This is a genomic window from Microbacterium sp. Y356 (genome assembly GCF_059445355.1).
The window spans coordinates 401905-427182 of the sequence record NZ_JCAIUE010000001.1 but is presented as its reverse complement, the minus strand read 5'-3'; the positions used below and the strand labels follow the sequence as shown (position 1 = coordinate 427182).

Below are 25278 nucleotides of genomic sequence, written 5' to 3'. Positions count from 1 at the left end.
TATGGCGTCCCGCGCGGCATCCGGGCGTGATGCTGCCTACCCTCTACGCTGACAGAGATGAACGCCCGACTCTGCTCGAAGGTCACCTGCGCCCGTGAAGCGGTGGCTACGCTGACCTACGACTACGGCGATCAGATGGCTGCCCTCGGGCCACTCGGAGGCTCTGACCATCCACACGCGCACGATCTGTGTGCGCAACATGCTGAGCGGCTCTCGGTTCCGGCAGGCTGGATCGTCGTTCGACATGAGGCCCTGCGCGCCTGAATTCGGTGTATCCACGCTAATAAATTGCTTGCTTGGAAAGCAATTATGGCTATGATGATTCCGGACGCACCATGGTGGCGCTTCCGGAGAGGCTCCCGTGATCGTCTGGCGTCGATGGATTTTCCCGATCCTGCTCGTAATCGTATTCGGCGCGTGCGCTGTCGGCCTGGTCAAGCTCGCATTCTTCCCTGAGACCAGCGAGGCGATGGTGAGCCCAGAAGCGGGCATCACTGACCCATTGATCCCCGTGGAACGAGCCTCGGTAATCAATGAGCTGTCATTGAGCGGCAATGTCGCACGCGACGAGGCCTACCCTGTGCGCAGCGAGATCAACGGCACTGTGACCACGGTTCACGTCGGCAATGGCGCGGTCGCTGCTGGACAGGTGCTGTTCACTGTGAAGCAGGACGATCCAGTGCGCAACATCGACATCGTGGCGCCCGAGGCAGGAGATCTCTCTGAGATCGCTGCTATCAAGGGCCAGCAGGTTTCGGTCGGTGTCGATGTCGTCACTCTGACCCCGGCGCGGTATCACCTAGTCGCCGCCGTCGAGCCCGTCCAGTTGTACCGACTCGTGAACACCCCCGCTGAGGCGACCGTGAGGATCACCGGAGGTCCCGCTCCCTTCGTCTGTACAGGTGTGCAGGTACAGGTCACGGCCGATGGTGCCGCGACCGTGCAGTGCGCTCTCCCTGCCGACCAGACGGTGTTTGCCGGTCTTCCTGCGCAGATGGATCTTGCTTTGGGACAGGTGGATGACGCAGTCGTTGTCCCGGTGACCGCAGTGCAGGGTGGCTCTGGCACCGGCGTTGTCTGGATCGACGCGGGTGACGGCGGCGAGCCGGAGGAGCGCACAGTGTCGCTTGGCGTCAACGACGGCGCAATCGTCGAGGTCGTGGACGGACTCGAAGAGGGCGAGATGGTGCGCCAGTTCGTGCCCGGTTTCGTCGCCCCAGTCGAGGAATTCTGCTATGAAATCGAGCCCGGCGTCGAGCAGTGTGACAGCGGGATGAGCTGGTGACGCTGGTCGCGCTGGACAACATCGCCAAGAGTGTCCTCCTCGCCGATGATTCGCGACTGGAGATCCTCCGCGGAATCAGTCTGGAAGTGGATGCCGGTGATCACGTCTCGATCGTCGGGCGCTCGGGTTCAGGCAAGTCCACGCTGCTGAACATCCTCGGCATGCTCGATGCGCCCACCGAGGGTTCGGTGTCATTCGAGGGTGTGCCGGTGCGGAAAATGCGCAGCAGCAAGCTCGATCGGCTGCGCGGCGCGAACGTCGGCTTCGTCTTCCAGCAGTTCAACCTGCTGGCCGGACGCACCGCGATCGACAACGTCATGATGCCATTGAGCCATGCGAAGGGACGGATGTTCTGGAAACGTCGTGAACTCGCCGCGGACATGCTGGAGCGCGTGGGCCTCGGACACCGCATCGACCAGCTTGCTGACCGCCTGTCCGGCGGTGAGCAGCAGCGCGTCGCGATTGCCAGGGCGCTCGTGCGCAAGCCGGTGCTGATCCTCGCGGACGAGCCGACCGGAGCACTGGACATCGACACCGGTGCATCCGTCATGGCGCTCCTGGACGAGGTCGCCACCGAGACGGATGCCGCGCTCGTGACGATCACGCACGATCTGCACGTCGCTGCGCGCGCACGACGGCACTACCGGTTGGAAGCGGGGCAGCTCTCACCGGTCGACCTCAGTCGCGCCTTTGAAGCGTCCACTCTTGCCGCAGCAGTGCCAGGCGTAGACGCTGCGGGCAGCGCGCCCGTCTCAGTCGCAGCAGCACTGAGCGAGCCGCCGGAGGTCATCGCATGAGCGGCTTCTTCGGTTCCCTTGCCGATGCGTGGTCAGAGATCCGCGTGCACAAGCTACGCGTATTGCTCAGCCTGATCGGCATCGCGGTGTCGGTTGCCGCGCTGACCGCGGTCGTCGCGTTCTCGGAGTACCAGCGGCAATACCAAGTCGAGCAGTCCGATCGCTTCGGCGGGCGCGCGGCCACCATCGCGGTCAGCATCATGAGTGAGGATGGCAGCGTCGTCGACTCTGACGCCTTCGATGAGCGTTTCGCGGGGGTGAGCGAACGCTTCGGATTCACGCATACTGCTCGGATAGCCGATGGCTTGATGTTCAGCACTCAGCTGCCAGACGGCGTTGTAGACGTCTACGGCAGGCTCCTCGATCCGCTCTATACCGAGATGCATCGTGAACAGCTGGTCGAGGGACGTTGGTTCCGTGCCGGCGACGAGGAATCGCTTGCGCCGCCGGTGGTGATCACTGAGCCGCTGTGGGATCGCATCGGCCGGGTGCCGGTCAGCCAGCATCCGACCATCACGCTCCTCGGGGACGCCGGCGGCACCTATCAGGTGGTGGGTGTGGTTCCGAAGCAGGGCGAGTGGGACACGGAGCTGCGCATCGACGTGCTCTACGACGCGTATGCTGCTCGCGTCGACCAGTTGCCGGAGGGCGCCTACCCACGCCACGAGGTGTGGGTCACAGAAGCGCAGGCGGCCGAGATCGGCCCTGTGCTCGCGATGGATCTGCGCGCGGGGCTTCCGGCAGGTCAGACGATCTCGGTGAGCCGTACTGACTGGGCGTCGCAGCCGGGCATGGAAGATTCCATGCGCACCTTCGAGCTGATCACTGGAGGTATCGCCGTTCTCATCCTCGCGCTCGGTGCGTTGAGTCTGATCAACATCCAACTCGTTGCCATGCGGCAGCGAGTGCGGGAGATCGGTGTCAGACGAGCGTTCGGTGCCACCTCTGGTCGCGTGTTCGTATCCGTGTTGCTGGAGAGCCTGGTGGCAACGACCGTGGCAGGCATCATCGGCATCGCGATCGTCGTCGCCGTGCTCCGCTCTGACTGGGTGGTTCCGGCGATGTTCCCTGGAATGCAGGATGTTCCGCCGTTCCCGATGCGTGCGGCGGTCACGGGGCTTGTGGCATCCGTCATCGTCGGTGCGATCGCCGGATTCATTCCCGCGATGGTTGCCCTCCGGGTGAAGGTGATCGACGCGATCCGCTTCTGAAGCGGCTGATGCAGGCTCAGACGCCGACGTGGCGACCGGAGAGCTTCTCCGCTCGCGCGTCGGCGATGGCCAGCGCACGGCGCTCGCGCTCGCGTCGTAGCACCGTGATGGCGATGAGGAGCTGCTCAGGGTGGGCTGCGGGCTGCGGTGAGACATACTCGGCCGTCTCGGTAACGAGCTCGTACGCGATCCGCGCACGAGCGGACGGCGACATCCGCTCGGCGTGCTGCAGAAACTGGTTGATGCGTCGGGCGAGCCGGTCCGGCATCCGTGCGACGTCAGCGATCTGTGCCCAGCCGGCGAGGGCAGGCGGCATCACAGCGATGAGCGGGACCAGCTTCGGGGTACGCACCCGCTGGCTGTAGGTTCCGGCCACGAGGTCTCCCAGTCGCTGCGAGCGCGCCGTGAACGCGCCGGAGAGCAGTGCGATGGCGCCGAACGTCATATAAGTCTCGAGCACGCCGATCAGTGCACGGATGAACGCGTGGCGGAATCCGGTCGCGCCGCCGTCCAATCGGACGATGCGTCCGCCGACGGCGAGTTTTCCGAGGCTGCGGCCACGCAGTGCCAGCTCGATCACGATCGGCACGACGACGAAACACACCACCAGCGCCAGGACATTCACGATGCCGTCGATCGAGCTAGTGACGATGCCGGTGGCAAGCAGCCACGTGCGCAGCCACAGGAACAAGAGAAACAGCGCCCAGCTGACGACCATGTCGATCAGGGCGCCGAGGGCACGCATGAAGAACCCGAGCGGCTGGACATCGATGGCGACGGCTTCGCCGGAGAGGACTTCGTCCGCGGTGTCGATCGGCGTAGACATGAGTACAGTAAATCAGGTGGATGCTGATGCTTTGAGCGATGCTCGCCGTGCCGAGTGGGAACGACTCGACGAACTCAGCCGCCAGCGGCTGGACGGCGCGGGGGTTGACGAACTCATCGTGCGCTACCGTGCAGCATCGGCGGACCTCGCTGAGCTGAAGACTTCGGTGGGCGATTCTCCGCAGGGCGCATACCTTTCGTTGATTCTCGCGAAGGCGCGACTGCGACTGACGGGCACATCCGACAGCATCCTCACCCAGATCGGCCGCTTCTTCACCGACCAGCTGCCCGCGGCGCTGTACCGGCTGAGGTGGACCACGCTCGTCATCGCGCTCGCATTCATCGCGATCACAGTCGGCGTCGCGGCATGGATCTCCGGTGACCCCGCTCTGGTGGCCGCGCTCGGGCCGGCAGACTTCCTCGAGCAGTATGCCGAGGAGAGCTTCACCGAGTACTACACCGAGAACCCGGCGGCAGTCTTCGCGGGAATGGTCTGGACGAACAATGCCTGGATCGCCATGCAGTGCGTGCTGTTCGGCGTCACCGGGATCTGGCCGGTCTACGTGATCGCGCAGAACGCGTTCGGCCTCGGCGTCTCCGGTGCGGTCATGGCAGCTCACGATCGCCTCGACGTGATGGTGCTGTACATCCTCCCGCACGGGATGCTGGAGATGACGAGCATCTTCGTGGCCGCGGCCGCCGGATTGCATGTCTTCTGGGCGTGGGTGGCTCCTGGTCACCGCAGCCGTGCGACCGCCCTGGCGGCGGAGGGTCGTGCCCTTGCGACCGTCGCCATCGGACTGGTGTTCGCGCTGTTCCTCTCCGGGCTGGTGGAAGGCTTCGTCACCGGCTGGTCACTGCCGTGGCCGATCAAGATCGGTATCGGCGCCGCTGCGCTCGGTGTCTTCCTCGCATACATGCTTCTCGTCGGTCGCCGGGCCTACCAGCGCGGCGAACGCGGTGACCTTCTTGAGTACGAGGCGGGTACGCCGCAGCTCGTCGCCGGCTGACCGGCGCGGCATCCGGCAGCATCCGTCGCGAGCCATCCCGCCCGTCCGTCCGTCCGGTCCCGAGCCAGTCGCCCGCTGATGGCGGAAGAAAAACCCGGCTCCGGGATGAACCGGAGCCGGGTTATTCTTCCCGCAAGGTCGCGTCGGCGGATGCCTCGGTGAGGATGCGCTGAGACGAGGATGCGTTGAGACGAGGGTGCGCAGAGGCGTCAGATATTCTTCGTGCCGTCGAGGAGCGCCTTGTATGCGAAGCCGGCGATGAGGGCACCGACGATCGGGAACACCAGGAAGACCCACAGCTGGGACAGCGGGCCGACTCCACCGTAGATCGCCGCGGCGATGGAGCGGGCGGGGTTCACCGAGGTGTTGTCGACCGGGATGCTGATCAGGTGGATGAGCGTCAGGGTGAGACCGATCGCGAGACCGGCGAACGGAGTGGGGCGCAGCTTGTGCGTCGTCCCCAGGATGACGAAGAGGAAGACTGCGGTCAGAATGACCTCGATGATGATGGCCGACCACATTCCGAAGCCACCGGGGGAGTGTTCGCCCCAGCCGTTGCTGGCGAAGCCTGCATCCTGCGCGCCGGCGAGCCAGCCGTCCGGACCGAACAGGCCGATCAGTACGAGGAGCGTGCTGGCGATGATTCCGCCCACGATCTGCGCGATGACATATCCCGGAACGTCACGCCAAGGAAGACGTCCTGCAGCGGCGAGGCCCAAGCTGACGGCAGGGTTGAAATGCCCGCCAGAGATCGGACCGAAGGCGTACACGCCGACCACGACTGTGAGGCCGAAGGCAAGAGCGACCGCGACGTAGACGGCGGAGCCCGAACCAGGATCGGTGAAGTGGTTGGAAGCGAACAGAGCGGTGCCGACACCGCCAAATACCAGTAGGAATGTGCCGAGCGCTTCGGAGGTGAGTTTAGCTCCGAGCGAAGGCACGGGAGATGCTGCTTCGACGAGTGATTCACTCATGGGATTCCCTTTCATCAGTTCGTGTCAGAAACGACCGAATCAGGGCACATCATCCACCTTGGCGGGAATTCAACGCGGGAGGCGCGCCGACGCCTACTCAGCGTCCACACAGGTTCGCCAGAGCGCAGATACGACGAAGGGGTCGGATGCTGAAGCATCCGACCCCACCGAAATCAAGTGACTACGCGCCGGTGCCCACGGGCTCGGCTTCGCCGATCGGGAGCCCTGCCAACTCGCGCACCGCGTTGGCGATCGCCTGGTCGACCTGGCCCCAGTACCAGAAGAAGCGCTCCTGGATAGCGGGGACGCTGAGCCCGTTGTACTGGCCGACGAGCGTCTCGATGAAGCGCGCGCGCTCCTCATCGGAGAACACGTCGTTGAACAGCGTGCGAGCCTGCCCGAAGTCATCGTCCTCGGAGTGCAGAGTCGCCGCGCTGCGCAGAAGAGTGCCGTCGTCTTCCCAGCTCGCCTCGACGCCACGTGCCGGGTCAGCCACGGGGCCGCCTGCCACGCCATACGAGTTCGGCGTGTAGACGCGGTGTTCCGCCGTGTTGAAGTGGTACTGCATGTTGCCCTCGTGCATGTAGTTGCTCACCTGGGCGGCGTGCGGCTGGTTCACCGGAAGCTGGTTGTAATTGGTGCCGATGCGGTAGCGCTGTGCGTCGGGGTACGAGAAGACCCGGGCCATCAGCATCTTGTCGGGCGAGATGCCGGTGCCAGGAACCTGGTTGCCGGGGGAGAACGCGGCCTGCTCGATCTCGGCGAAGAAGTTCTGCGGGTTGCGGTTCAGCGTGAACGTGCCGACCTTGATGCGGGGGTAGTCCTTCTTCGACCAGGTCTTCGTGAGGTCGAACGGGTTGAAGCGGTAGTCCTTGGCCTCTTCGTACGGCATGACCTGTACGCAAACATCCCAGGACGGGAACTCTTCGCGGTCGATGGCCTCGTACAGGTCGCGACGGTAGTGGTCGGCGTCCTGACCGGCGAGGCGCTCTGCCTCGTCGGCGAACATCGGCTCGACGCCCTGCTTCGAGATGAAGTGATACTGCACCCAGAAACGCTCACCCGCGGCGTTAATCCACTGGTAGGTGTGCGAGCCGTAGCCATTCATGTGGCGCCATGAGCGTGGCAGCCCACGGTCTCCCATGAGGTAGGTGACCTGGTGGGCAGACTCGGGCGAGAGGGTCCAGAAGTCCCACTGCATGTCGGCGTCGCGCAGCCCAGAGCCGGTGAGGCGCTTCTGCGAGTGGATGAAGTCGGGGAACTTGATGCCATCACGCAGGAAGAACGTCGGGGTGTTGTTGCCGACGATGTCGAGGTTGCCCTCAGTCGTGTAGAAACGCAGCGAGAAGCCGCGGACATCGCGCCAGGTGTCGGGGGAACCCTGCTCACCGGCGACGGTCGAGAATCGGATCAGCGTCTCGCTCTTGGCGCCGGGCTGGAAGACGGCCGCGCGGGTGTACTGCGAGACGTCCTCGGTGATGACGAGTTCGCCGAAGGCGCCGCCGCCCTTGGCGTGCGGGTTGCGCTCCGGCACACGCTCACGGTTGAACGATGCGAGCTTCTCGACCAGGTAACGGTCGTGCAGCGCGGTGGTGCCGTCAGCACCGGCAGTCAGCGAATGGGCGTCGCTGGCAACCGGGGTGCCGGTCTGGGTGGTGGTGAAGGATGGGGAGGTCATTCACTTTTCCTTTCGCAGTCAGAACAGATGGCTCGGTAGGTCACAGAGGCTTCGATGATCCGCATCCCGTGATCGTGGGATGGGTGCAGGCACGGGGCGGCGCCGAGAGCGCAAGCGACATCTTCCACACGCCCGCAGCGCACACATTGCAGGTGGTGATGGTTGTCATCTGCGTGCTGCACTTCGTATAGGGCACTCGCTGCATCGGGAAGGCTCACCCTGCGCACGATGCCCGCATCGGTGAGATCTCCGAGGATGCCGTGGACGGTGGGCAGAGCCACAGCGCTGTGTGTATCGCGCATCGCGACGTGCACCGAATCGGCAGAGGTGTGCGGGCGAGCGATCAGGGCATTGAGCACGGCCACGCGCTGCACCGTCACGCGAAGCCCGGCGGCGCGCAGGCGCTCCGGTGCTTCCAGCGCGACGATCGGGTCCATATCCCTATTATGCCACTGTTCTGAATCATTCACAAAAAGGAATCATTCAGAAAAAGGCTCAGAGACGCCCCGCAGCTTTTAGTTCGAGATATCGGTCAGCGATCTTCGGTGGCAGGATCTCCGGATCCGCTGTGATCGCCTCTCCACCCGCACGCCGGATAGCATCCGCAACGTTCTCGGCGTCTCGCAGGGTGCGCTCCGCGGCCGCAGCGAGATAGATCTCCTCGCGAGAATCTCGCTGTTTCGCAAGCTCGCCGATCGCGTCATCGGTGACCGACCCGACCAGCACAGTTGTCGAACGGGATGGATTCGGGAACGCACCGAGAAAGCCACGTGCAGATTCCGCGGCATCCTGCGCGGTGAGCACGACGACCAGCGACGGTCGGTTCGTCAGCGTGCGGATCGCTGCGAAGGCACCGCCCCAGTCGGTGTCGACCAAGCGTGCGTGCACCGGGGCCATGGCGTCCGTCATCGCAGGCAGGAGTCCGGCCCCGTCGATGCCAGTCACGCGTGCGCGCACAGCGCGGTCGTACATCAGCAGATGCACATGGTCACCGGCGCGGGTCGCGAGGGCCGCCAGGAGGAGGGATGCCTCCAGCGAGGCATCCAGCCGGGTGCCATCACCGACGCGGGCGGCGGCTGTGCGCCCGGTATCGATCAGGATCACGACCTGGCGGTCGCGCTCGGGGCGCCACGTGCGCAGCATGGTCGTTCCGGCGCGCGCGGTCGCACGCCAATCGATTGAACGCACGTCGTCGCCACGCACGTACTCGCGCAGCGAATCGAACTCGGTACCCTGACCGCGCACCTGGATGCTGGTGTTGCCGTCCAGCTCACGCAACCGGGCCAGGCGCGAGGGAAGGTGCTTGCGCGACGCGAAGGCGGGCAGCACGCGGACCGCCCCACGTACCTGGTGGCGGGCCTGACGTCCGCCCAGCCCGAGCGGCCCTCGTGAGCGGATGAAGACGAACTCGCTGGCGAGTTCACCGCGGCGCCGAGGAAGGAGAGGCACAGTGACCCGTCGGCGCTCGCCCGGAGGAATCGTGGCGTGCAGTCGCTGGGAGCTCGCCCCTGCTGTCGGTTGCCACCCATCGCGGATGAGTGCGTTCAAGGTTCGAGTGCCGTGATTGTGTACGGAGATCTGCGCCTCGACAGCTTCGCCCATCCTGGCTCGACCGGGAACCTGTCTGGTCACCGTGACCGTGCGTGCGCTCGCCGAGGTGGCGACGTCGACGATGAGCAGTGCGGCGCACAGCAGCACCCATCCACCCAGCACAGCCCACACAGGCATGCCCGCCGCGGTGAACGCGACGAGAGGGATGACCCCGAGCCCGAGGGCCAGGGCGAGGCGAGGCGAGATGAACACCTTAGATCGGCACCCGTGTCTGCTGGATCACGGAGGCCAGAACAGCATCCGCGGAGACGCCTTCCATCTCTGCATCAGGGCGCAGCTGCAGTCGATGACGCCACACCGGAACGAGCATCGTCTGCACGTGATCAGGGGTCACGGCGGTGGATCCGTTCAGCCACGCCCAGGCTTTCGCTGCGGCGAGCAGCCCTGTCGAGGCACGCGGACTCGCTCCCAACAGCACAGACGGCGACTGGCGGGTGGCACGAGCCAGATCGACCACATAGCCGAGTACTTCGTCTGTCACCTCGACGCGAGCTGCGGCATCCTGCGCGGCGCGGATTTCCTCCGCGGTCACGGTGGCCTCGACGCCAGTGAGCGCACGGGGTGAGAATCCACTGGCGTGCAGGCGCAACACACTGACCTCGGCGTCACGCTCGGGCATGCCCACCACGAGCTTCATCAAGAACCGGTCAAGCTGTGCTTCGGGGAGGGAATACGTGCCCTCGTGTTCGATCGGGTTCTGGGTCGCCGCCACCAGGAACGGGTCCGGCAGATCGCGACTGATGCCGTCGGCTGAGACCTGACGCTCTTCCATCGCCTCGAGAAGGGCCGCCTGAGTCTTCGGAGGTGTGCGGTTGATCTCATCCGCCAGCAAGATGTTCGTGAACACCGGTCCCTGGCGGAACTCGAACTCGCCTGTGCGTGCGTCATACACGAGCGATCCGGTCACATCACCCGGCATCAGGTCGGGGGTGAACTGCACACGCTTGGTGTCGAGTCCGAGCGCACGGGCAAAGGATCGTACGACGAGGGTCTTGGCGACGCCAGGCACACCCTCCAGCAGGACGTGTCCGCGCGAGAGCAGGCACACCAGGAGACCGGTGACCGTGCCGGCCTGTCCGATCACGGCCTTGTCGACCTCAGCGCGCACGCGATGCATGGCCTGGCGCAGCTCGCCCTCATTGAACGTGGTTGATGCGGTGGTCACGGTGTGTTGTTCCTTTCCACGTGAACGGCGGTGTCGACCGCCGCTTCGAGTTCGGCAAGTCGTCGAGCGGTATCGATCAGATCAGCGTCGTTCGCAGGCAGGGCGCCTGCGAGCAGCTGGTGGAGTGAGCCACGAGGGATGCGCAAACGGTCGGATGCCGCGTCGGCCACTTCTTCTGGCGTGGAGCGCGCGGTGAGCCCGAGCCGCGCGGCCAGCCGTCGCATCGAGCCGTCGCGCAGCGCCTCGGCAGCATGTGCGGAATCAGCGGCCTTCGCAGTGAGGCGGGCGCGCCCCTGCATCGTCTCGGAGGCTCTGACGGTCACTGGCAGCGTCTCAGCGACTAGTGGACCGAAGCGCTGCCCGTAGGAGATTGCGGCAACGATGCCGGCCAGCAGTAGAAGCAGTATCGCTGGCGTCACCCATTCCGGCGTGAGCGAGGCGAGTGTGTCCGCGCCCTGGGCCTCGATGTCGGTGTCGTCGAGCGAGGGTACGTACCAGACGACGTCGCCGGTCTGGCCGAGTAGGGCAAGCCCGAGGGCCGCATTGCCGTTTTCGGCAAGATACTCATTGCTGAACAGGCCGCTGCCCTCGATCAGCACGGTGCGGGTACCGTCACGATCGTCCACGAGTAGGCCCGCGTTGTGTTCGGCATCCGTGTAACAGCCATTAACTCCCGCGGCAGGGGTGAAGAAACGTTCCGGGCGCACCGAGCCGACGTGTGCGAGCTCGGGCAGATCGCACGATGCGACTAGGTCGTCGGCGATCGTGGGCGCGTTCTCGCCCAGGTCGAGCAGGCGCAGCATGCGTGATGAGCTGGAGAGGATGACGGTGCGGTTCGCCGGCTCGATGAGCTGTCTCACCGCATCATCCGAGAGGTTGAAGGGATCAGCCATTACCAGTGTCGTGTCGTCGCTGCTCGAGGCAATCGCCTCGGCGCGGGTGCGGACGACTGTGATCTCGACTCCCTGATCCCGCAGTATCTCCGAGAGGGCGAGCGCGCCGGAATCCTTGGCGCTGTCCGGATCGAGGGTTCCGCGCGAGTCGGGGCTGGTGACGCTCATGCTGCCGATGAAGAACGCGAACAGGATCACGGCGACGACGATCGCGATCCAGCCGAGCGCAGAGCGCAGCCGGCCCTTTGGCCGAACGGCTGTGCCGGGAAGGTCGACGGGTGCCGCGGCATCCCGCTCCGCAGTGAGACTCACGCCGGCACCGCCTCAGGCGGCGACTCTGTCTGCACGACGGCCGGATGCTCCGAGGCGAGCAGCTCATCGGTTGCGGCCAGCGCCAGATAACTCTCTTCGGATGCGGGGTGCCGGAGGTACCGGACATCATCGAAGGCACCGGCTGCCGCCGTCACCGCGACATGGTGTGCATTGAAGACACGAGCGGCTTCGCGAGCGATTGCCTGGGCGGTGGCTCCGGGGGCCGGGTCGATGATGTCGCGTTCCAACAGGCCGCGAGCGAGCGCGCGAAAGCGCAACACTGTTGCCGCGTCCCAATCTCCGCCTCGGGCGCTGCGTTCAGCATCCGCGCGCAGCTGCGCAGCCGTGCGATCATCACGTTCACCGAGTAGTTCGATGCCTTGACGCTTCACGCGGCGCGACATGCGTGGTTTGCCCCAGAGGATCAGTACGGTGATGAGCGCCGCGACAATCACAACTGTGACGATGATCAGTGCAGTATTGCCGAACTGCGAGCCGGTGTCAGTCGAGAAGAGACTGGCGATGAAGTCAGCCACATCTTCAGCCAGGTAGTCGAACCACGTCGGTTTGGCTTCGGCGTAGCGCGGATTCTGAAGCTCCTGCTCCGCCCAGCGGCGGGCTTCCTCGCCGTCTGGAACGAACGGATCGACATCGAATCGAATCATGCACTGCCTGACCCGGGGGGAGCCCACGGGCTCTCGCTGGACGGCGGAATCGGCTGTGCCGTCGGCTCGGGAGATGCCGGAGGTGCGGGAGGTGCCGGCGGAGCCGGTGGCGGAGGTGTCGCGCCACCATATGGCGGAGTCTGCTGCTGCGGATAAGGCGGGGCGGATGGGTAAGGCTGCGGCGGGTAGGGCTGCTGCGGGTAACCCTGCTGCGGGTAACCCTGCTGCGGGTACTGCGCCCAGCCGACCGGTGCCGCCGCATACGCGGGAGCCTGTTGCTGGGGCGGCGCGCTGCTCACGGCGCGGGCAGGATCGACGGCGAACGGGTCGCCCAGCTGCTCTGCGGTGGCCCCGCGGTCTCGGCGTTCCAGATAGCTGATGAGGCTATGGTCCAGGCCCTCGTATCGCATCCGGCAGTCCAGATAGATGAATGCGGCCGCGGCGCACTGCACCACGATCGCAACCGCCTGCAGTACGTAGACCAGCAGCTGAGGAGCGATCACAGTCAGCAGATATGCGCCTATTTCTGAGGCGTCGTTGGGCCCGGTGGGGGCGATGATCGAGCCGAACAGGGAACCAACGAGCGAGAGCGGAATGCTCACCAGGCTCACGGCAGTGTTCATGATCAGGCTGACGAGCAAGATCACCGCAAATGTGTTCCAGAACCGGCCTCGAGTCAGGCGCCACGAGCGCACAAGGGCCTCGCGGATGCTTGCGCCTTCCAGAACGAGCACAGACGGCACCAGCAGCAACTTCGTGCTCAGCCAGACACCAAGAGGAATCATGCCAAGCACGAGCAGAATCCCGATCACAACGGTCAGGCCGACGCCCTCTGCAGAGCCGCCGACGCCCGCTATGACTCCGAGGGCGATGATGCCACCGACGATGGCGATGAGCACGAGAGCGGCGAGCGCCTGCAAAAGGCTCCAACCGATGAGGCGCCAGAGCGCTGGACGCATCCGGCGCCAGAGGGTGCCCAGCGTCGGCTTCTCACCGAGCGCGGCATAGCCGATGTTCGCTGCGACGACGCCCTGCATGACAGCGGTGAATGCGACGCTGACCAGACTCATGGCGATCGCCACTATGGCGTTGATCGCGATCGATCCCCACAACACAGGGTAGAAATCCGGGCTGCTGGGGGAGAGTGACTCCAAGCGCAGGAACGTGCCGTACACGACCGCACCGACCACGGTGACGGTAATCGCCGCGACGATGAGTTGCACGACGATTGCGAAGCCGAACAGCACCTTTGGGTTGTGTCTCAGCGCCGCGAAGGGCTTTGCCAACAGGGCGCCGAATGTCAACGGGTGCAATGGAATGAGCCCCGGTTTCGGTGCTGGCGTCCAGTTCTGTGCGCTCATGACGCTCCCTCCGATGTGCAGAACCATCGTGTCATACTCGCCGCCTCCTCCGGAGAAACGTAGAGGGCGCTACCGTGATCCAAACGTTGTCATGAAGTACGCTGGGAAAAGTTGCGTCCGTTCTCGTCCGCAGAGCGGCGTACATGGGTAGAAAGATGAGGCTGGGACCAGATGACCTCACGGATCCTCGTGGTCGACGATGACACCGCGCTCGCCGAGATGATCGGGATCGTGTTGCGCACCGAGGGCTTTGAACCGGTGTTCTGCGCAGACGGCGCGAAAGCGGTCGAGCAGTGGCGCACACAGCGCCCTGACCTTGTGCTGCTCGACCTCATGCTCCCCGGCATGGACGGGATCGAGATCTGCACGCGCATCCGCGCGGAATCCGGCATTCCGATAATCATGCTCACCGCGCGCAGCGACACCGCCGATGTGGTGCGCGGGCTGGAAGTGGGGGCCGATGACTACATGGTCAAACCCTTCAACCCGAAGGAGCTCGTCGCTCGGATCCGCACGCGATTGCGTCCTCTGACGACGACGAGCAACGAGGTGCTGCGCATCGGCGATCTCGTCGTCGACGTTGATGCGCATGAGGTGCGCCGCGGCACCATGGCGATCCCGCTGACTCCGCTGGAATTCCAGCTGCTCGTCGCGTTGGCATCCAAGCCTCAGCAGGTGTTCTCACGCGAGATGCTGCTCGAGCAGGTCTGGGGCTATCACTACAAGGCAGATACTCGCCTGGTGAATGTGCACGTCCAGCGGCTGCGAGCGAAGGTCGAGCTCGACCCCGACGCGCCGAAGATCGTGATGACGGTTCGTGGCGTGGGCTACCGGGCCGGGAGCGTCGGCTAGGAGATCGAGTTGATCGCGACGATCACGTCGACGACGAACGTCGCGCTGTGGCGTGACTGGCGTGACTGGCCAGAGACGGTTGCGAACCTGTGGCGACGCTCGCTGCGCTTTCGCACGATCTCCGTCACGCTGCTGCTGACGTCATTCGCGATCTTCGTGACAAGCCTGACGATGGCGCTCGTCATCCAGAACAACCTCTTCGAGTCACGTCGAGACGACGTGCTCGCGGATGCACGCAGCGCGGTCGCCGCGGCGCAGAGAGACCTTGATTCCGTCGATGTGTCCGATGGCCCGTCGGCTCTGCGTGCGGCGTGGGGAGAGGTGCAGCAGACGATTCCCAACGCGGCAGCATCCACGCATATCGCGGTGTTCCCGATCGATGAGATTCCTGTCGGCAGCGGGGTGCGCGGCTTCACGTACGACCTCAGCGGTGACGTGCTCAGTTCAGCGCTTCGCCTGCAAGTGGTCTCCTTCGCAGACCGGCAGTCCTGGCAGTCTGTCGCTCTGCCGATGGCGGATGGCACGGTCGCGCCGGGAATCGTCGTCGGTCAGCAGCTGCTGCTGCCAGAAGTCGGTCCGTTCGCGGTCTACATCGCGTACGACCTGGCCGACTCCCAACAGACTCTCCGGTTCGTGCAGAGCACGCTGTGGGCGGCCGGTCTCATTCTCATCGCGATCGTCGCTGGAATCTCCTGGACCGTGCTGCGGCTGGTTTCCCGGCCCATCATCGAGGCATCCGAGACGAGCGCGAGACTCGCAGCCGGCGATCTCGGGGTGCGGCTGCCCGTGTACGGCGAAGATGAACTGGCGACTCTGGCACGATCATTCAACGCGATGGCGGACAGTATTGAATCGCAGATCAAGGAACTCGGTGAGCTCTCGCTCGTGCAGCAGCGCTTCGTGTCTGATGTCTCGCATGAATTGCGCACCCCGCTGACCACGATCAGACTTGCCGCCGACATGCTCAACGACCAGCGTGACCAGTTTGACCCGACCATGAACCGGACCGCAGAGCTTCTGCACACTCAGGTGCAGCGCTTCGAGACGCTGCTGTCTGACCTGTTGGAGATCAGCAGGTATGACGCCGGATCTGTTCAGCTGGAACTCGAAGCGACGAGTCTCGCCGAGCTGGCAGAAGACACCATCGACCAGATGCGCCCGCTCGCCGAGGAGCGCGGCTCAGAGCTGCGCCTGGTTGCGCCTGGGGGATATTCTCCCGTCGATATGGATCCACGTCGTGTGCGCCGAGTACTGCGAAATCTCATCGGCAACGCCATTGAACATGGTGAAGGACACCCGGTTGTCATCACGGTTGACAGCAATCAACATGCGGTTGCGGTCGGCGTGCGTGATTTCGGCCTCGGTATGGATCCGGGTGATGCAGAGCGCGTCTTCGACCGGTTCTGGCGCGCGGATCCTTCTCGCCAGCGAACGATCGGCGGAACAGGTCTGGGCCTGTCTATCGCGCTGGGGGACGCACGACTGCATGGCGGTACGCTCGCGGTCTGGTCGGAGCTTGCGGTTGGCACCAATTTCGTGCTGACGCTGCCACGCGCCCCTGGCGAACTGGATGGACCGTCTCCGGTCTCGGTCGAACCGCAGGAGATGCTCGCAGACGTCAGTCGTGCCACTCAGCCGATCCAACTCACCGAGCTGCGGGAACTTTACTTCACTGACTCCATCCCGACCGGTGAGGAGAAGAACTCATGATTCGCAGACGAGGCGTCATGGTTAGTCTGATTGCGGCTTTCGCCGTCGTCCTCACGGCGTGTTCGGGTCTGCCGACATCGGGTGATGTCACGCCAGGACTGACTCTGGGCGACACCGATCTGCCCCCTGATATCAGCTTGCTCGCGGCGGAGCCGCTTGTGGGGGCGAGCCCGGAGGAGATCGTCGAGGGCTTCATGGATGCCGCGCTTACACCGACCGACGGCTGGGCGACGGCGCGAAAATTCCTCAGCGCTGAACTTGCTGAAACGTGGAAGCCCAGCGTCGAGGTGACAATCGATTCCGGTGCCGCCAGCCGGGAGTTTACGGCTGATTTGGACGGTGAACCGGACTCAGCGCAGTCAGGTGTTGTGCGCGTTCTGTTGGATCAGGTTGCGCGCGTCGATGAGTCAGGTGCATACACCGAGCTCTCGGGTGAGGCTTCCGTGACATCCTTCGAGCTGGCACGAAACGATGCGGGCGAATGGCGTATTACGACTACGGCAAACGGAATCGTCTTGGATGCCGAGGCGTTCTCGCAGGTGTTCCGGCGGTACGCGTTGCAGTACTTCGACCAGAGCTGGACCCACTTGATTCCAGACATTCGGTGGTATCCGCGGCGTCCGCAGATCGCCACGACGCTCACCCAGGCGCTGCTTTCCGGTCCGCCCAGCGAATGGTTGGCATCCGCGGTACGCAGTGCGTTCCCGAGTGACGTCTCACTGGTTGGCGCTGCTGTGCCGGTGAGCCAAGACAAGGTTGCCACCGTCGAGCTGACTTCGACCGCGCTGTCGCTGGATGCCACCGAACTGTCACGCATGCGGACGCAGTTGGAGGAGACTCTGGGGCCTGCTGGTGTCAGCGAAGTGCGACTGATGGTGAACGGTCGTGACCTGAATGCGGGGAAGGCGACGATCGAAGTTCTGAGCCCTGAACCCGGGACTGTGGTGCTCACTGAAAGCGAGTTCGGTTCATACGTCGGCGACGAGATCACTCCCTACGAGGGCATCACTTCAGAGCTCGTCAGCATCGCACCATCCGTGACAGCTGTCGATGTCGCCGCGGACGGCACTCGTGCGGCTGTGCAACTGAATACCGGTGCGATATACACAATGGCGGGTGGCAGCGTAGATGAGCTTGATTCCAGGGAGGGACTCGTCGAGCCCTCGATGGACCCGTACGGATACACCTGGTCGGTGCAGTCAGGTGCTCCGCAGGGGCTGACGGCCTGGCGGGCAGATGTCACGCCATTCGCGGATCTGAATGCGTTCCCCGAAGCATCCTCGATTTCGCAGATTCGGGTGGGGCCGGACGGCGTTCGTCTCGCTGCGATCGTGATGGTCGGTGGGCAGCGCTGGATCGCGCTCGCGGCGATCATCCGTGATGAGAACCAGGTTCCTGTGGAGCTCGGTCCGATGCATATGGTCGCCGAGCTTGACACTGCAGCGCTTGGCCTGTCCTGGGTCGGGGAAGACTCGCTCAGCGCGCTCCTCGATACCGAAGGGAACCGTACGGTTCTCACTCAGGATGTCGGCGGACCCGGCACGTTCGGCGCAGCCCCGACGGGTGCCCATTCGGTCTCTGGCGGTCGCACGCTTGCTGCAGTGCGACTCCTCAGCGAAGACGGGGTGCTTTTCGCCCAGCGTGGTACGACCTGGCAGATCGGGCTGTCTGGTGTGCTGGTGCTCGGTACGCACGCCGGCCAGTAGCTCTGCTGATTTCAGTACTTCTGCACAGGCATGGTTGCCGGCGGGGTTTGTGCAGATGGTGTGTTTTCTCGGATGCCGACAACGCTCGCGAGAGCACAATCGGGTCATGCGGAACCGAAACTGGTGGACAGGACTCGCCGATGAACTCGCTGCCTTCCTCCTGTCCGGATGCTGTGCCGGTTGCGATGCGCCTGGCACACTGCTTTGTGAGCGCTGCACGCAGGAATTGATCGCCGATCCCGTGCACAGGCGGACGCCGGAGGGGATGCCAGTTGTCGCTGCGTTCACGTTCGAGTCGGTGCCAGCGCGCTGCATCCGTCGTGTGAAGGAAGACGGTGAGACGCTGCTGGCCCGCCCGTTGGGGGCTGCGCTCGCGGCTGCACTGGCCGAGATGCCTGCGGAGTTCCCTGCCTCGCTGATGGTTCCTGTGCCCACGGGACGAGCGGCTTTCCGGCGTCGCGGCTATCGCGTGCCAGAGCTACTGATGCAGTGCGCAGGGCTGCCGATCAGCCGGATTCTGGTGCAGACGCGGCGTACTGCGGATCAGCGCGACCTTGACGCCGCAGAACGTGAACGCAACGTGTCGATGAGCATGCGTGCGCGACACGCCCGGGCTTCTCAGGACGTGCTGATTATCGATGACGTGGTCACTACGGGGGCAACTCTCGACGAGGCCGCGCGCGCTCTGACAGCGGCGGGATTCCGCGTGTGCGGTGCGCTCGCGCTCGCCGCCACTCCGAAACATCAGCAACTCATTACGAACACTGTGTGAATGAGTGGTGACATCTAGGGAAACGGGGACTACCGTAGGGGGTCACAAGGCGACCACGGTCCGCCCTTGGCCGGGAGGACCGGGACAAGGAGGCAGCAATGGAAACAAGCATCGTTGGCGTCGGGGTAGGTATCACCGATCGCTTCCGAACCGTTGTCGAGGATAAGATCGCCCGGGTTCAGCAGTTTGCGGCGAAGGCGCAACGGCTGGACGTGAAAGTCACGCATCGTGCCTATCGTGGCGGTCGTGTCCCGGATGAGACCGTTGAGCTCACACTCGTGGGAAAGGGCCCGGTGGTGCGGGCTGAGGCTGTCGACGGAGATAAGTTCGTCGCGCTCGATCTCGCGGTCGACAAGATGTCGGAGCAGTTGCGCCGCGCGAAGGAGAAGCGCGTCGACGGACGCCAGCATCCGCGTGGAGCGCACTACGAGAAGGGCAGCGGTTCTCTGGAAGGAATCGATGTGGAGCCCGCATCGGCAGACCTCCTGCACGCGGTCGCGACCGGCACCGTGCCCGTTCAACGTGAAGAGGAAGAAGCGTACTCGCCCGTCGTCATCCGCACCAAGAACTTCGATGCGGAATGGATGTCAGTGGAGGAAGCGGTCGACCGGATGGAGCTGGTCGGACACGACTTCTTCCTGTTCGTCGACGTCCGCACAGACCATCCCAGCGTCGTCTACCGTCGCAAGGGCTGGGATTACGGTGTGATCTCACTGACCGCCCAGGCTCCGCCGGAGCAGGCGCTCGCGTCCTGAGTTGAAAACGAAGTGGTCCGCTCCTCGGGGCGGGCCATTTTCGTGTCAGTCGAAGAGGCCGTCCAGGAGACTGCCGATGACAAGGCCACCCATGATGCCGGAAGCGAGGTTGCCGCCGCCGCCACGTCCGCCGCCCCATCCGTCATTGTCCCAGCCCTGCTGCTGAGGGCGCGCGGAGTCGATGTCGCGCTGTGCCAGCTGTAGCGCCTCGGCCGCCAGTTGCGCGACGCGGCGAGAAGCCGCGAGAGCCTGCTCGCGTGTCTCCTCGGGTGAGACCAGCTCCGGGATGTCGATACGCAGGCGCTCCGCTTCAGCGAAGCGGGTGCGGGCATCTGCACCGATCCATCCGCGGTGCCCGGAGATGAGGCCGCGGGCGACACCGAGCTGGCGGTCTGCGTCATCGAGAGAATGCTGCACTTGAGCGATGCTCGGCAGCGGGTTCTGAGCGCGGTACTGCGCCTTCGCGATCGCCTCGTCGAGGGCCGTGTTCGCAGTGCGAAGCTGAGACAGCTCGGCGAAGGGATCGTTTCGGGAAGCGGCGGGGCTCAAGGCGCCAAGCGCCTTTTCGAGGTCCGTGATTGCGCCAGATACTGCGGGCACCTTCGGGGCGTTGCGCGCCGTGATGATGTCGCCGCGGGAATCCGCGACGACCTCTGCGAGCGTCGATTCTGCGCGGAGCGCTTCGATCTCGAAGTCCTCGACGGCGTCCAGCAGTGCGCCGGCGCGGCGGGTTGCTTCGGTCGACGTTTCCAGCGCGAGGTTGGCCTCTTCGTTCTGGCGGGCGGCGCGGCGACGTTCCGACACTTCAGCACCGTGCGTGGCGAAGGCGATGAGCTGCTCGGCTTCGTCTGCCGATGCCGAGATCTGGTGCATCGCTGAATCCGCGTAGCGCGTGGACAGACGCTCGATGGTGGTTCGAATCTGGGGGAGCCGTTCGCTGAGCGATTCGGCATCCTTGCGGACTTTTGCAATGACCTGCGGCGCCTGACGAACGCGTGAGATGGATTCGGCGAGAGTGGCCGTCTTCTCATCCAGCAGGTCTTCGGCCCACTCGCACAGCTGCACGATGCGGGCGTTGCGGGTGCGAAGTTCCTCGTCGGTGTCTGGGATCTCATCGTGATTGAGCTGATGCAGTTGGAAGGCCTCTCCCAAGTGCGTGCGGACGGCGCCCAGGGCTGTCTTCAGGTCTTTGGTGAGCGATGCGCCCAGCTCCGCTTCGGCGAAGGCAAGTTCATCGCCAGCAGTGCGGATGCGCTCGTCCGTCGCAACCAAGGCCTGTTCTGCCTTGCGCGCGAGGTCGGCATCCTGCGCCGCTCGAGCTGCTTCTTCTTCGCGCTTGCGCTTACCCCAGAATCCGGCCATGGCTTGATCCTACTTTCTACGGGCGATGTGCAGGCTGTGCGTCAGCTCCTGGCGAACTCCTCAGCGGAGGATGCTCGGCCGAGGACTGCTCATGCAATCACTGTACGGCGGGTGAGGTCGGGGGTGCGTGGCGGGATCAGCCAGGATGCCACAGCGATGAGCAGCGGCAGAGCGATGGCGAATGCACCCAGCGTGAACCAGGGGATATCTGAGACGAGCAGCCTGTCTTGAGACTGAATTGCGAAGCCGATTGGCGGGAGGATGCCCGCTGCTGTGCCCGCTAAGGTGCCGAACCCGGCGATGACGAGGCCTTGCCAGAATTCAATGCGTCTGCGCAGCCCGGGAGTCGCGCCAATCGCCGTGAGAGTGGCATCATCGGGTCGACGTTCAAAGCGTGCGAGACCGAGAGCGACGGAGGATGCTGCGAGCACAAGTATCCCGACGCCGACAAGGATGGGGATCATCCAGAATGCGTCCTCGGACGGCCCACGCTCGTTGTGCGGTGCCAGGACGACTTCGGGGGTGCTGAGCAGCTCAGCATGAGATCGGAGACGGTCCATATCGTCATCCGTCAGTGGTTCCGCGAAAGTTGCGATCACCTTCGTGGGTGCGGTGACCATACCGAGCCGTTCGGCAGTCTCAGGCGAGATCGCAATAGCGATGGGCTGATGCGGCTGCTCGATCAGGATGGCATCGAGTTTCTCTTCGCTCAGCGGTTCAGCGATGGGTGGCGACTCGGGACCGTTCGTCCAGATGTTGCTCGGTACTTTGCCCTCGTACGCATCTCGCGCCGACCAGGTGGCGATATCGATCGTGCCGTCGGTTATCCAGCGCTCGTCGGTGACAAGTGCGCTTCCGCCGCGATATGCGCTGAGTTGCGCCTCGGTGAGTTCAGTGCCCGTGGCCGTGGAAAGGCCGTTCGAGTCGATCACTGAAATCCCCAGATCCTGGCCGTTACCGAAGTAACCATTCGCGGACGGGGCGATGAGTTCTTCCTCGGGCATCAGCGCCATCACCCAGTGCAGGTCTGCTGGCACTTCGGAAACGGAAGAAGAGGACCATTGTTCTGGCCGGTGGATGACTACTGTGCTGTCCGCCCCGGCATCTGTCGCGATCGCCACACCCGATTCCACGGCGACCGTCGTCTGACTCGCGGTCAATGGAGAGAGCATTCCCGTGCCGCCAGGGTAGTACTCGACGGTGAGGGCGCCCACTGGAGCCTGGTAATACCAGTTTCGTGCGCTACTGGCATTCTGCATTGACGTTTGTGAAAGGGCGAACACGGCGATGAACACCGTCGCCCCGATCGCCGCGAACGCCGGCACAGTACGTGAGGCGTTGGCTGCCGCATCTCTCGTTGCCACGCGAGCGGCAAGGCTCAGCCGTGACAGCGCACGCGAGGCTAGCCAGAGCAACCAACGACCCGAGAGCAGGATCCCGATCTGTACGAGGATCGGGCCGATCACGATGCCGAAGGGAGGGATCGCCCGCAGAGGAGAATCCCCGGCGATGTCTTCTTGTGAGACCAGCTGGAGTGCTGAGGTGGCCAGGGCGCTGGCAATCGTGAGCCCGACACCGACGATGAGGACGATCGAGCCCCAGATGGGCCGTGCCGCGCGAGGCATCTGCGGCCTGCGTGCGCCGCGCAGCGCACTCAGCGTGTCTGTGCGTGCCACAGTGCGTGCGGGAATCGCGGCTGCTGCCGTTCCCACCAGCACCGAGAAGACGAGGATGCTGACGAGTGCCGCCCACGGGACGTGAAAGCCCCAGTACCGAGTACCGGAACCATCGTCAGTGAGCCAAATGACGAGCGCGGAGATACCAACGCCGAGCAAGAGCCCGGCGCCGCCCCCGATGAACCCGAGCACCGATCCCTGCAGCATGATCGTGCGGCGCAGATCGGCAGGTGCCGCGCCGACACTCGCCGCAACGGCCAGCGACCGCTGCTGACGTCGGGCGGCTACCGAGAAGGCGGCGCCCGCGAGCATCACGACCACATAGGCGGCGAAGGCCGCGGCCGTCGCGAGCACGGCAATCAGGCTCCACATTGCGCCGGTGTACTGGTCGTAGACGTTGCCCCACGGGTCTGCGCTGGTCGCATCCGGAGGATTGAGAACGACCATGCGTGAGTACGCCACGATGCCCTTCTCATTCAGTGACTGCACGTCTGTCCAGGTCAGCGCGTGCTCCGGCAGAAACCATTTCATGGCGCCGGTCACGGGGGCATCGGCCGGCAAGAACAGCATCGATTGATTAGATGCCGCGTAGGCAGTGCTCATGGTGCCCACGACGGTGAATGAATCATCGGAATCGGGGAGCGTGATCTCGCCACCGATCGATATGCCGAGGCGCTTCAGCGTGGCGGGGGCCACCAGGGCTTCGTCGCTCGCTGCGGGGACTCGTCCGTCAATGAGGTCGAAGCGTCCTGCGAACCGCGCATCCCAGACGTCGCCGGCCCACGCTTGAAGCGGTGCGACACCCTCCGCGGTGTTTGTTCGAACCTGTCCTTCGACAGTCTGGATCGCCTCAGCGCCTGAGGGAAGCGCGATAGTGGGATCAGCTATCGGCACGCCACCTGGCGTGATTATCTGCCCGTCGCTCGCGGATGAATATCCGTTCCACGTCGGTTCGGTCGGAGCCTGCCAGAACCCGGAATCGGGAACGCCGATCGGCTGCACCCAGGCCTGCATCTCGCCGAGCTCCGCCTGCACCTTCTCCTCTGGCGTCGCCATCGTGCTCCACATCACGACAGAGAACGCGGTCATTCCCGCAATCGGCAACGCGACGAGGATCGCGATCATCACGCTCGATGCGATCGTGCGCCGCACCTGGCGCCGGGCAAGGCGTCCGGCGATCCGCCAGCGTGCGCGGACAGAACCGCGGTCGCGTCGCTCGGGAGGTTGCGTGTCGTCGTCGCGAGTTCTTCGCGACTCCAACGTCGCGCTCACCGCGACGCGCCCGTGAGCAGCACGTCGGCGTCCGTGCGTCGGGACTCGTCGATGATGCGCCCGTCGCGCAGGAACACGACGCGGTCGGCGAACGCCGCATGGCGTGCCTCATGGGTAACGAGGATGCCGGCTGCTCCCGCATCCACCCGTGCTCGCAGCATTCTCAGCACCATCTCGCCGGTGACGGAATCCAACGCCCCCGTCGGCTCGTCGGCGAGGATGAGACGTCTGCCTCCCACGACGGCGCGGGCGATCGCGACGCGCTGCTGCTGGCCGCCGGAGAGGTCATCGGGATAGGAATCGTGTTTGTCCTCGAGTCCCACCGATGCAAGTGCGTCCTTACCGGCGCGACGGGCGACCCTTCCACGGAAGCCATCCAGCTCGAGCGGGAGGATGACATTCTCCATCGCGGTGAGTGTGGGGATGAGGTTGAAATCCTGGAAGACGAATCCCAGAGATCGCCGCCGCAGCTTCGCCAGCTGGGCTCGGGTCTGCTCGCTGAGATGGGAGCCCTCGATGATCACCTCGCCGGATGTCGGCATCGCGAGCCCGCCCGCAATCGACAGCAGCGTCGATTTGCCTGATCCGGATGCGCCCATGATCGCCACGAGCTCACCCTGGCGGACCTCAAGATCCACTCCCGAGAGAGCGGAAACGGACGTGGTCCCTTGCCCGTATTGCTGAGTCACACCGACCAGCTGGAAGACCGTCTCGGTCATCGTGTCGCCGCCTCGGCGGCGGTGCTCTGATTCGTAGGGCGGCCGCGTTTCGGTCGCTCCGTCGCAAGTTCGAGGCCCATCGTGTGGTGAGGTTTCAGAGCCAGGCGCTGCTCGGTGTGATCGAGCCACCGTACTTCGGCTTCGGCAGTGAAGATCATCGAATCCACGACGAGTGACCACGCGAGCTCTGCCGCCCCCTCTGGATCGCCGCCTGCGTACTTCGCCCGCTGCAGACTCTGCAGGTGCGACAGTGAAGCGCGGCGCTGCGCCTGGATCACCGATGCGACATCCACTCCGGGCAGAGTTGCCGCAACCGCCAGTTTGATCGCCAGCTCATCGCGGGTGGCCTGGGTCCGCACAACCGGGGAGGAGAGCCATTGCGCGACTTCGGCGGATCCGGCATCCGTGATCTCCCAGTACACGTGCCCCTGCTCGTCGGCCTCGCCCCGCTCGACCATGCCATCGCGCTCCAGCCGCTCGAGCGTGTTGTAGATCTGGCCGACATTCAAAGGCCAGGTCGACCCGGTTCGCCGGTCGAACTCGTGGCGCAACTGGTAGCCGTAGCACGCGCCCTGATCCAGAATGGCAAGCAGACTCTGACGCACCGACATGGTGACCTCCTGGTCGATCAATAAGACAATACCGAGTATATACATACAGGGAAATG

23 protein-coding genes are annotated in these 25278 nt (G+C 64.5%); 10 read left to right on the top strand and 13 right to left on the bottom strand.

Annotated features, from left to right (window positions below):
* The first annotated feature begins 57 nt into the window (after positions 1 to 57).
* The 4 genes from AC1C2Q_RS02170 to AC1C2Q_RS02155 all read left to right on the top strand — a co-directional run bounded on the left by AC1C2Q_RS02170 (position 58) and on the right by AC1C2Q_RS02155 (position 3293).
* Positions 58 to 264: a DUF3499 family protein gene (locus tag AC1C2Q_RS02170; protein ID WP_495429419.1), complete on the top strand. Its 207-nt coding sequence runs from the start codon at positions 58 to 60 to the stop codon at positions 262 to 264.
* A gap of 97 nt (positions 265 to 361) precedes the next feature.
* Positions 362 to 1285, top strand: a complete 924-nt coding sequence (locus tag AC1C2Q_RS02165; RefSeq protein WP_495448816.1) for an efflux RND transporter periplasmic adaptor subunit — start codon at positions 362 to 364, stop codon at positions 1283 to 1285.
* On the top strand, positions 1282 to 2082 hold the full coding sequence (locus AC1C2Q_RS02160) for an ABC transporter ATP-binding protein (RefSeq protein ID WP_495448815.1): 801 nt from the start codon (positions 1282 to 1284) through the stop codon (positions 2080 to 2082). Before AC1C2Q_RS02165 ends, AC1C2Q_RS02160 begins: the two co-directional genes overlap by 4 nt.
* On the top strand, positions 2079 to 3293 hold the full coding sequence (locus AC1C2Q_RS02155) for an ABC transporter permease (RefSeq protein WP_495429416.1): 1215 nt from the start codon (positions 2079 to 2081) through the stop codon (positions 3291 to 3293). The genes AC1C2Q_RS02160 and AC1C2Q_RS02155 overlap by 4 nt, the downstream gene beginning before the upstream one ends.
* A 16-nt stretch (positions 3294 to 3309) precedes the next feature.
* Here the strand turns inward: AC1C2Q_RS02155 and AC1C2Q_RS02150 are convergent, their stop codons facing one another.
* Positions 3310 to 4119, bottom strand: coding sequence for an RDD family protein (locus tag AC1C2Q_RS02150; RefSeq protein ID WP_495448814.1), 810 nt, complete (start codon positions 4117 to 4119; stop codon positions 3310 to 3312).
* 16 nt (positions 4120 to 4135) lie between these two features.
* On the opposite strand from AC1C2Q_RS02150, the gene AC1C2Q_RS02145 reads away from it, so the two are divergent.
* Positions 4136 to 5128, top strand: coding sequence for a stage II sporulation protein M (locus tag AC1C2Q_RS02145; protein WP_495431679.1), 993 nt, complete (start codon positions 4136 to 4138; stop codon positions 5126 to 5128).
* A gap of 209 nt (positions 5129 to 5337) precedes the next feature.
* Here the strand turns inward: AC1C2Q_RS02145 and aqpZ are convergent, their stop codons facing one another.
* From aqpZ to AC1C2Q_RS02105, 8 genes are all read right to left on the bottom strand, one after another.
* Positions 5338 to 6102 carry an aquaporin Z gene (gene aqpZ / locus AC1C2Q_RS02140; RefSeq protein ID WP_495429414.1) on the bottom strand — a complete coding sequence of 255 codons (765 nt, stop codon included), beginning with the start codon at positions 6100 to 6102 and terminating at the stop codon, positions 5338 to 5340.
* 181 nt (positions 6103 to 6283) lie between these two features.
* Complete coding sequence (locus AC1C2Q_RS02135) at positions 6284 to 7780, bottom strand: catalase (RefSeq protein ID WP_495448813.1); 1497 nt, start codon at positions 7778 to 7780, stop codon at positions 6284 to 6286.
* Complete coding sequence (locus AC1C2Q_RS02130; RefSeq protein ID WP_495429412.1) at positions 7777 to 8217, bottom strand: Fur family transcriptional regulator; 441 nt, start codon at positions 8215 to 8217, stop codon at positions 7777 to 7779. Before AC1C2Q_RS02130 ends, AC1C2Q_RS02135 begins: the two co-directional genes overlap by 4 nt.
* Positions 8218 to 8275: 58 nt before the next feature.
* Entirely contained in the window at positions 8276 to 9583 is a 1308-nt protein-coding gene (locus tag AC1C2Q_RS02125; protein ID WP_495448812.1) for a DUF58 domain-containing protein, read from the bottom strand.
* 1 nt (position 9584) lies between these two features.
* Positions 9585 to 10508, bottom strand: a complete 924-nt coding sequence (locus AC1C2Q_RS02120) for an AAA family ATPase (protein ID WP_495431678.1) — start codon at positions 10506 to 10508, stop codon at positions 9585 to 9587.
* Positions 10509 to 10552: 44 nt separating this feature from the next.
* Positions 10553 to 11761, bottom strand: a complete 1209-nt coding sequence (locus AC1C2Q_RS02115; RefSeq protein WP_495448811.1) for a DUF4350 domain-containing protein — start codon at positions 11759 to 11761, stop codon at positions 10553 to 10555.
* On the bottom strand, positions 11758 to 12426 hold the full coding sequence (locus AC1C2Q_RS02110) for a DUF4129 domain-containing protein (RefSeq protein WP_495448810.1): 669 nt from the start codon (positions 12424 to 12426) through the stop codon (positions 11758 to 11760). The genes AC1C2Q_RS02115 and AC1C2Q_RS02110 overlap by 4 nt, the downstream gene beginning before the upstream one ends.
* Positions 12423 to 13787 (bottom strand): DUF7847 domain-containing protein, encoded by a 1365-nt coding sequence (locus AC1C2Q_RS02105; RefSeq protein WP_495448809.1) that lies wholly within the window; start codon positions 13785 to 13787, stop codon positions 12423 to 12425. The genes AC1C2Q_RS02110 and AC1C2Q_RS02105 overlap by 4 nt, the downstream gene beginning before the upstream one ends.
* A 171-nt stretch (positions 13788 to 13958) precedes the next feature.
* Here AC1C2Q_RS02105 and mtrA point away from each other — a divergent pair, with 171 nt between their 5' ends.
* From mtrA to hpf, 5 genes are all read left to right on the top strand, one after another.
* Positions 13959 to 14639, top strand: coding sequence for an MtrAB system response regulator MtrA (gene mtrA, locus AC1C2Q_RS02100; protein ID WP_495429407.1), 681 nt, complete (start codon positions 13959 to 13961; stop codon positions 14637 to 14639).
* Positions 14640 to 14648: 9 nt separating this feature from the next.
* Positions 14649 to 16349: an MtrAB system histidine kinase MtrB gene (gene mtrB, locus AC1C2Q_RS02095; protein WP_495448808.1), complete on the top strand. Its 1701-nt coding sequence runs from the start codon at positions 14649 to 14651 to the stop codon at positions 16347 to 16349.
* 17 nt (positions 16350 to 16366) lie between these two features.
* Positions 16367 to 18055 (top strand): LpqB family beta-propeller domain-containing protein, encoded by a 1689-nt coding sequence (locus AC1C2Q_RS02090; RefSeq protein ID WP_495448807.1) that lies wholly within the window; start codon positions 16367 to 16369, stop codon positions 18053 to 18055.
* A gap of 106 nt (positions 18056 to 18161) precedes the next feature.
* Positions 18162 to 18827 (top strand): ComF family protein, encoded by a 666-nt coding sequence (locus tag AC1C2Q_RS02085; RefSeq protein ID WP_495429404.1) that lies wholly within the window; start codon positions 18162 to 18164, stop codon positions 18825 to 18827.
* Between the two features lie 98 nt (positions 18828 to 18925).
* The gene (gene hpf / locus AC1C2Q_RS02080) at positions 18926 to 19582 is read left to right on the top strand and encodes a ribosome hibernation-promoting factor, HPF/YfiA family (RefSeq protein ID WP_495448806.1); all 657 of its coding nucleotides are present in this window, start codon (positions 18926 to 18928) and stop codon (positions 19580 to 19582) included.
* Positions 19583 to 19627: 45 nt separating this feature from the next.
* On the opposite strand, the gene AC1C2Q_RS02075 is transcribed toward hpf, so the two are convergent.
* From AC1C2Q_RS02075 to AC1C2Q_RS02060, 4 genes are all read right to left on the bottom strand, one after another.
* Positions 19628 to 20944: a coiled-coil domain-containing protein gene (locus tag AC1C2Q_RS02075; RefSeq protein ID WP_495448805.1), complete on the bottom strand. Its 1317-nt coding sequence runs from the start codon at positions 20942 to 20944 to the stop codon at positions 19628 to 19630.
* An 89-nt stretch (positions 20945 to 21033) separates the two neighbouring features.
* On the bottom strand, positions 21034 to 23892 hold the full coding sequence (locus AC1C2Q_RS02070; RefSeq protein WP_495448804.1) for an FtsX-like permease family protein: 2859 nt from the start codon (positions 23890 to 23892) through the stop codon (positions 21034 to 21036).
* Positions 23889 to 24611 (bottom strand): ABC transporter ATP-binding protein, encoded by a 723-nt coding sequence (locus AC1C2Q_RS02065; protein WP_495448803.1) that lies wholly within the window; start codon positions 24609 to 24611, stop codon positions 23889 to 23891. Before AC1C2Q_RS02065 ends, AC1C2Q_RS02070 begins: the two co-directional genes overlap by 4 nt.
* Positions 24608 to 25222, bottom strand: coding sequence for a PadR family transcriptional regulator (locus tag AC1C2Q_RS02060; RefSeq protein WP_495448802.1), 615 nt, complete (start codon positions 25220 to 25222; stop codon positions 24608 to 24610). Before AC1C2Q_RS02060 ends, AC1C2Q_RS02065 begins: the two co-directional genes overlap by 4 nt.
* Positions 25223 to 25278: the final 56 nt, after the last annotated feature.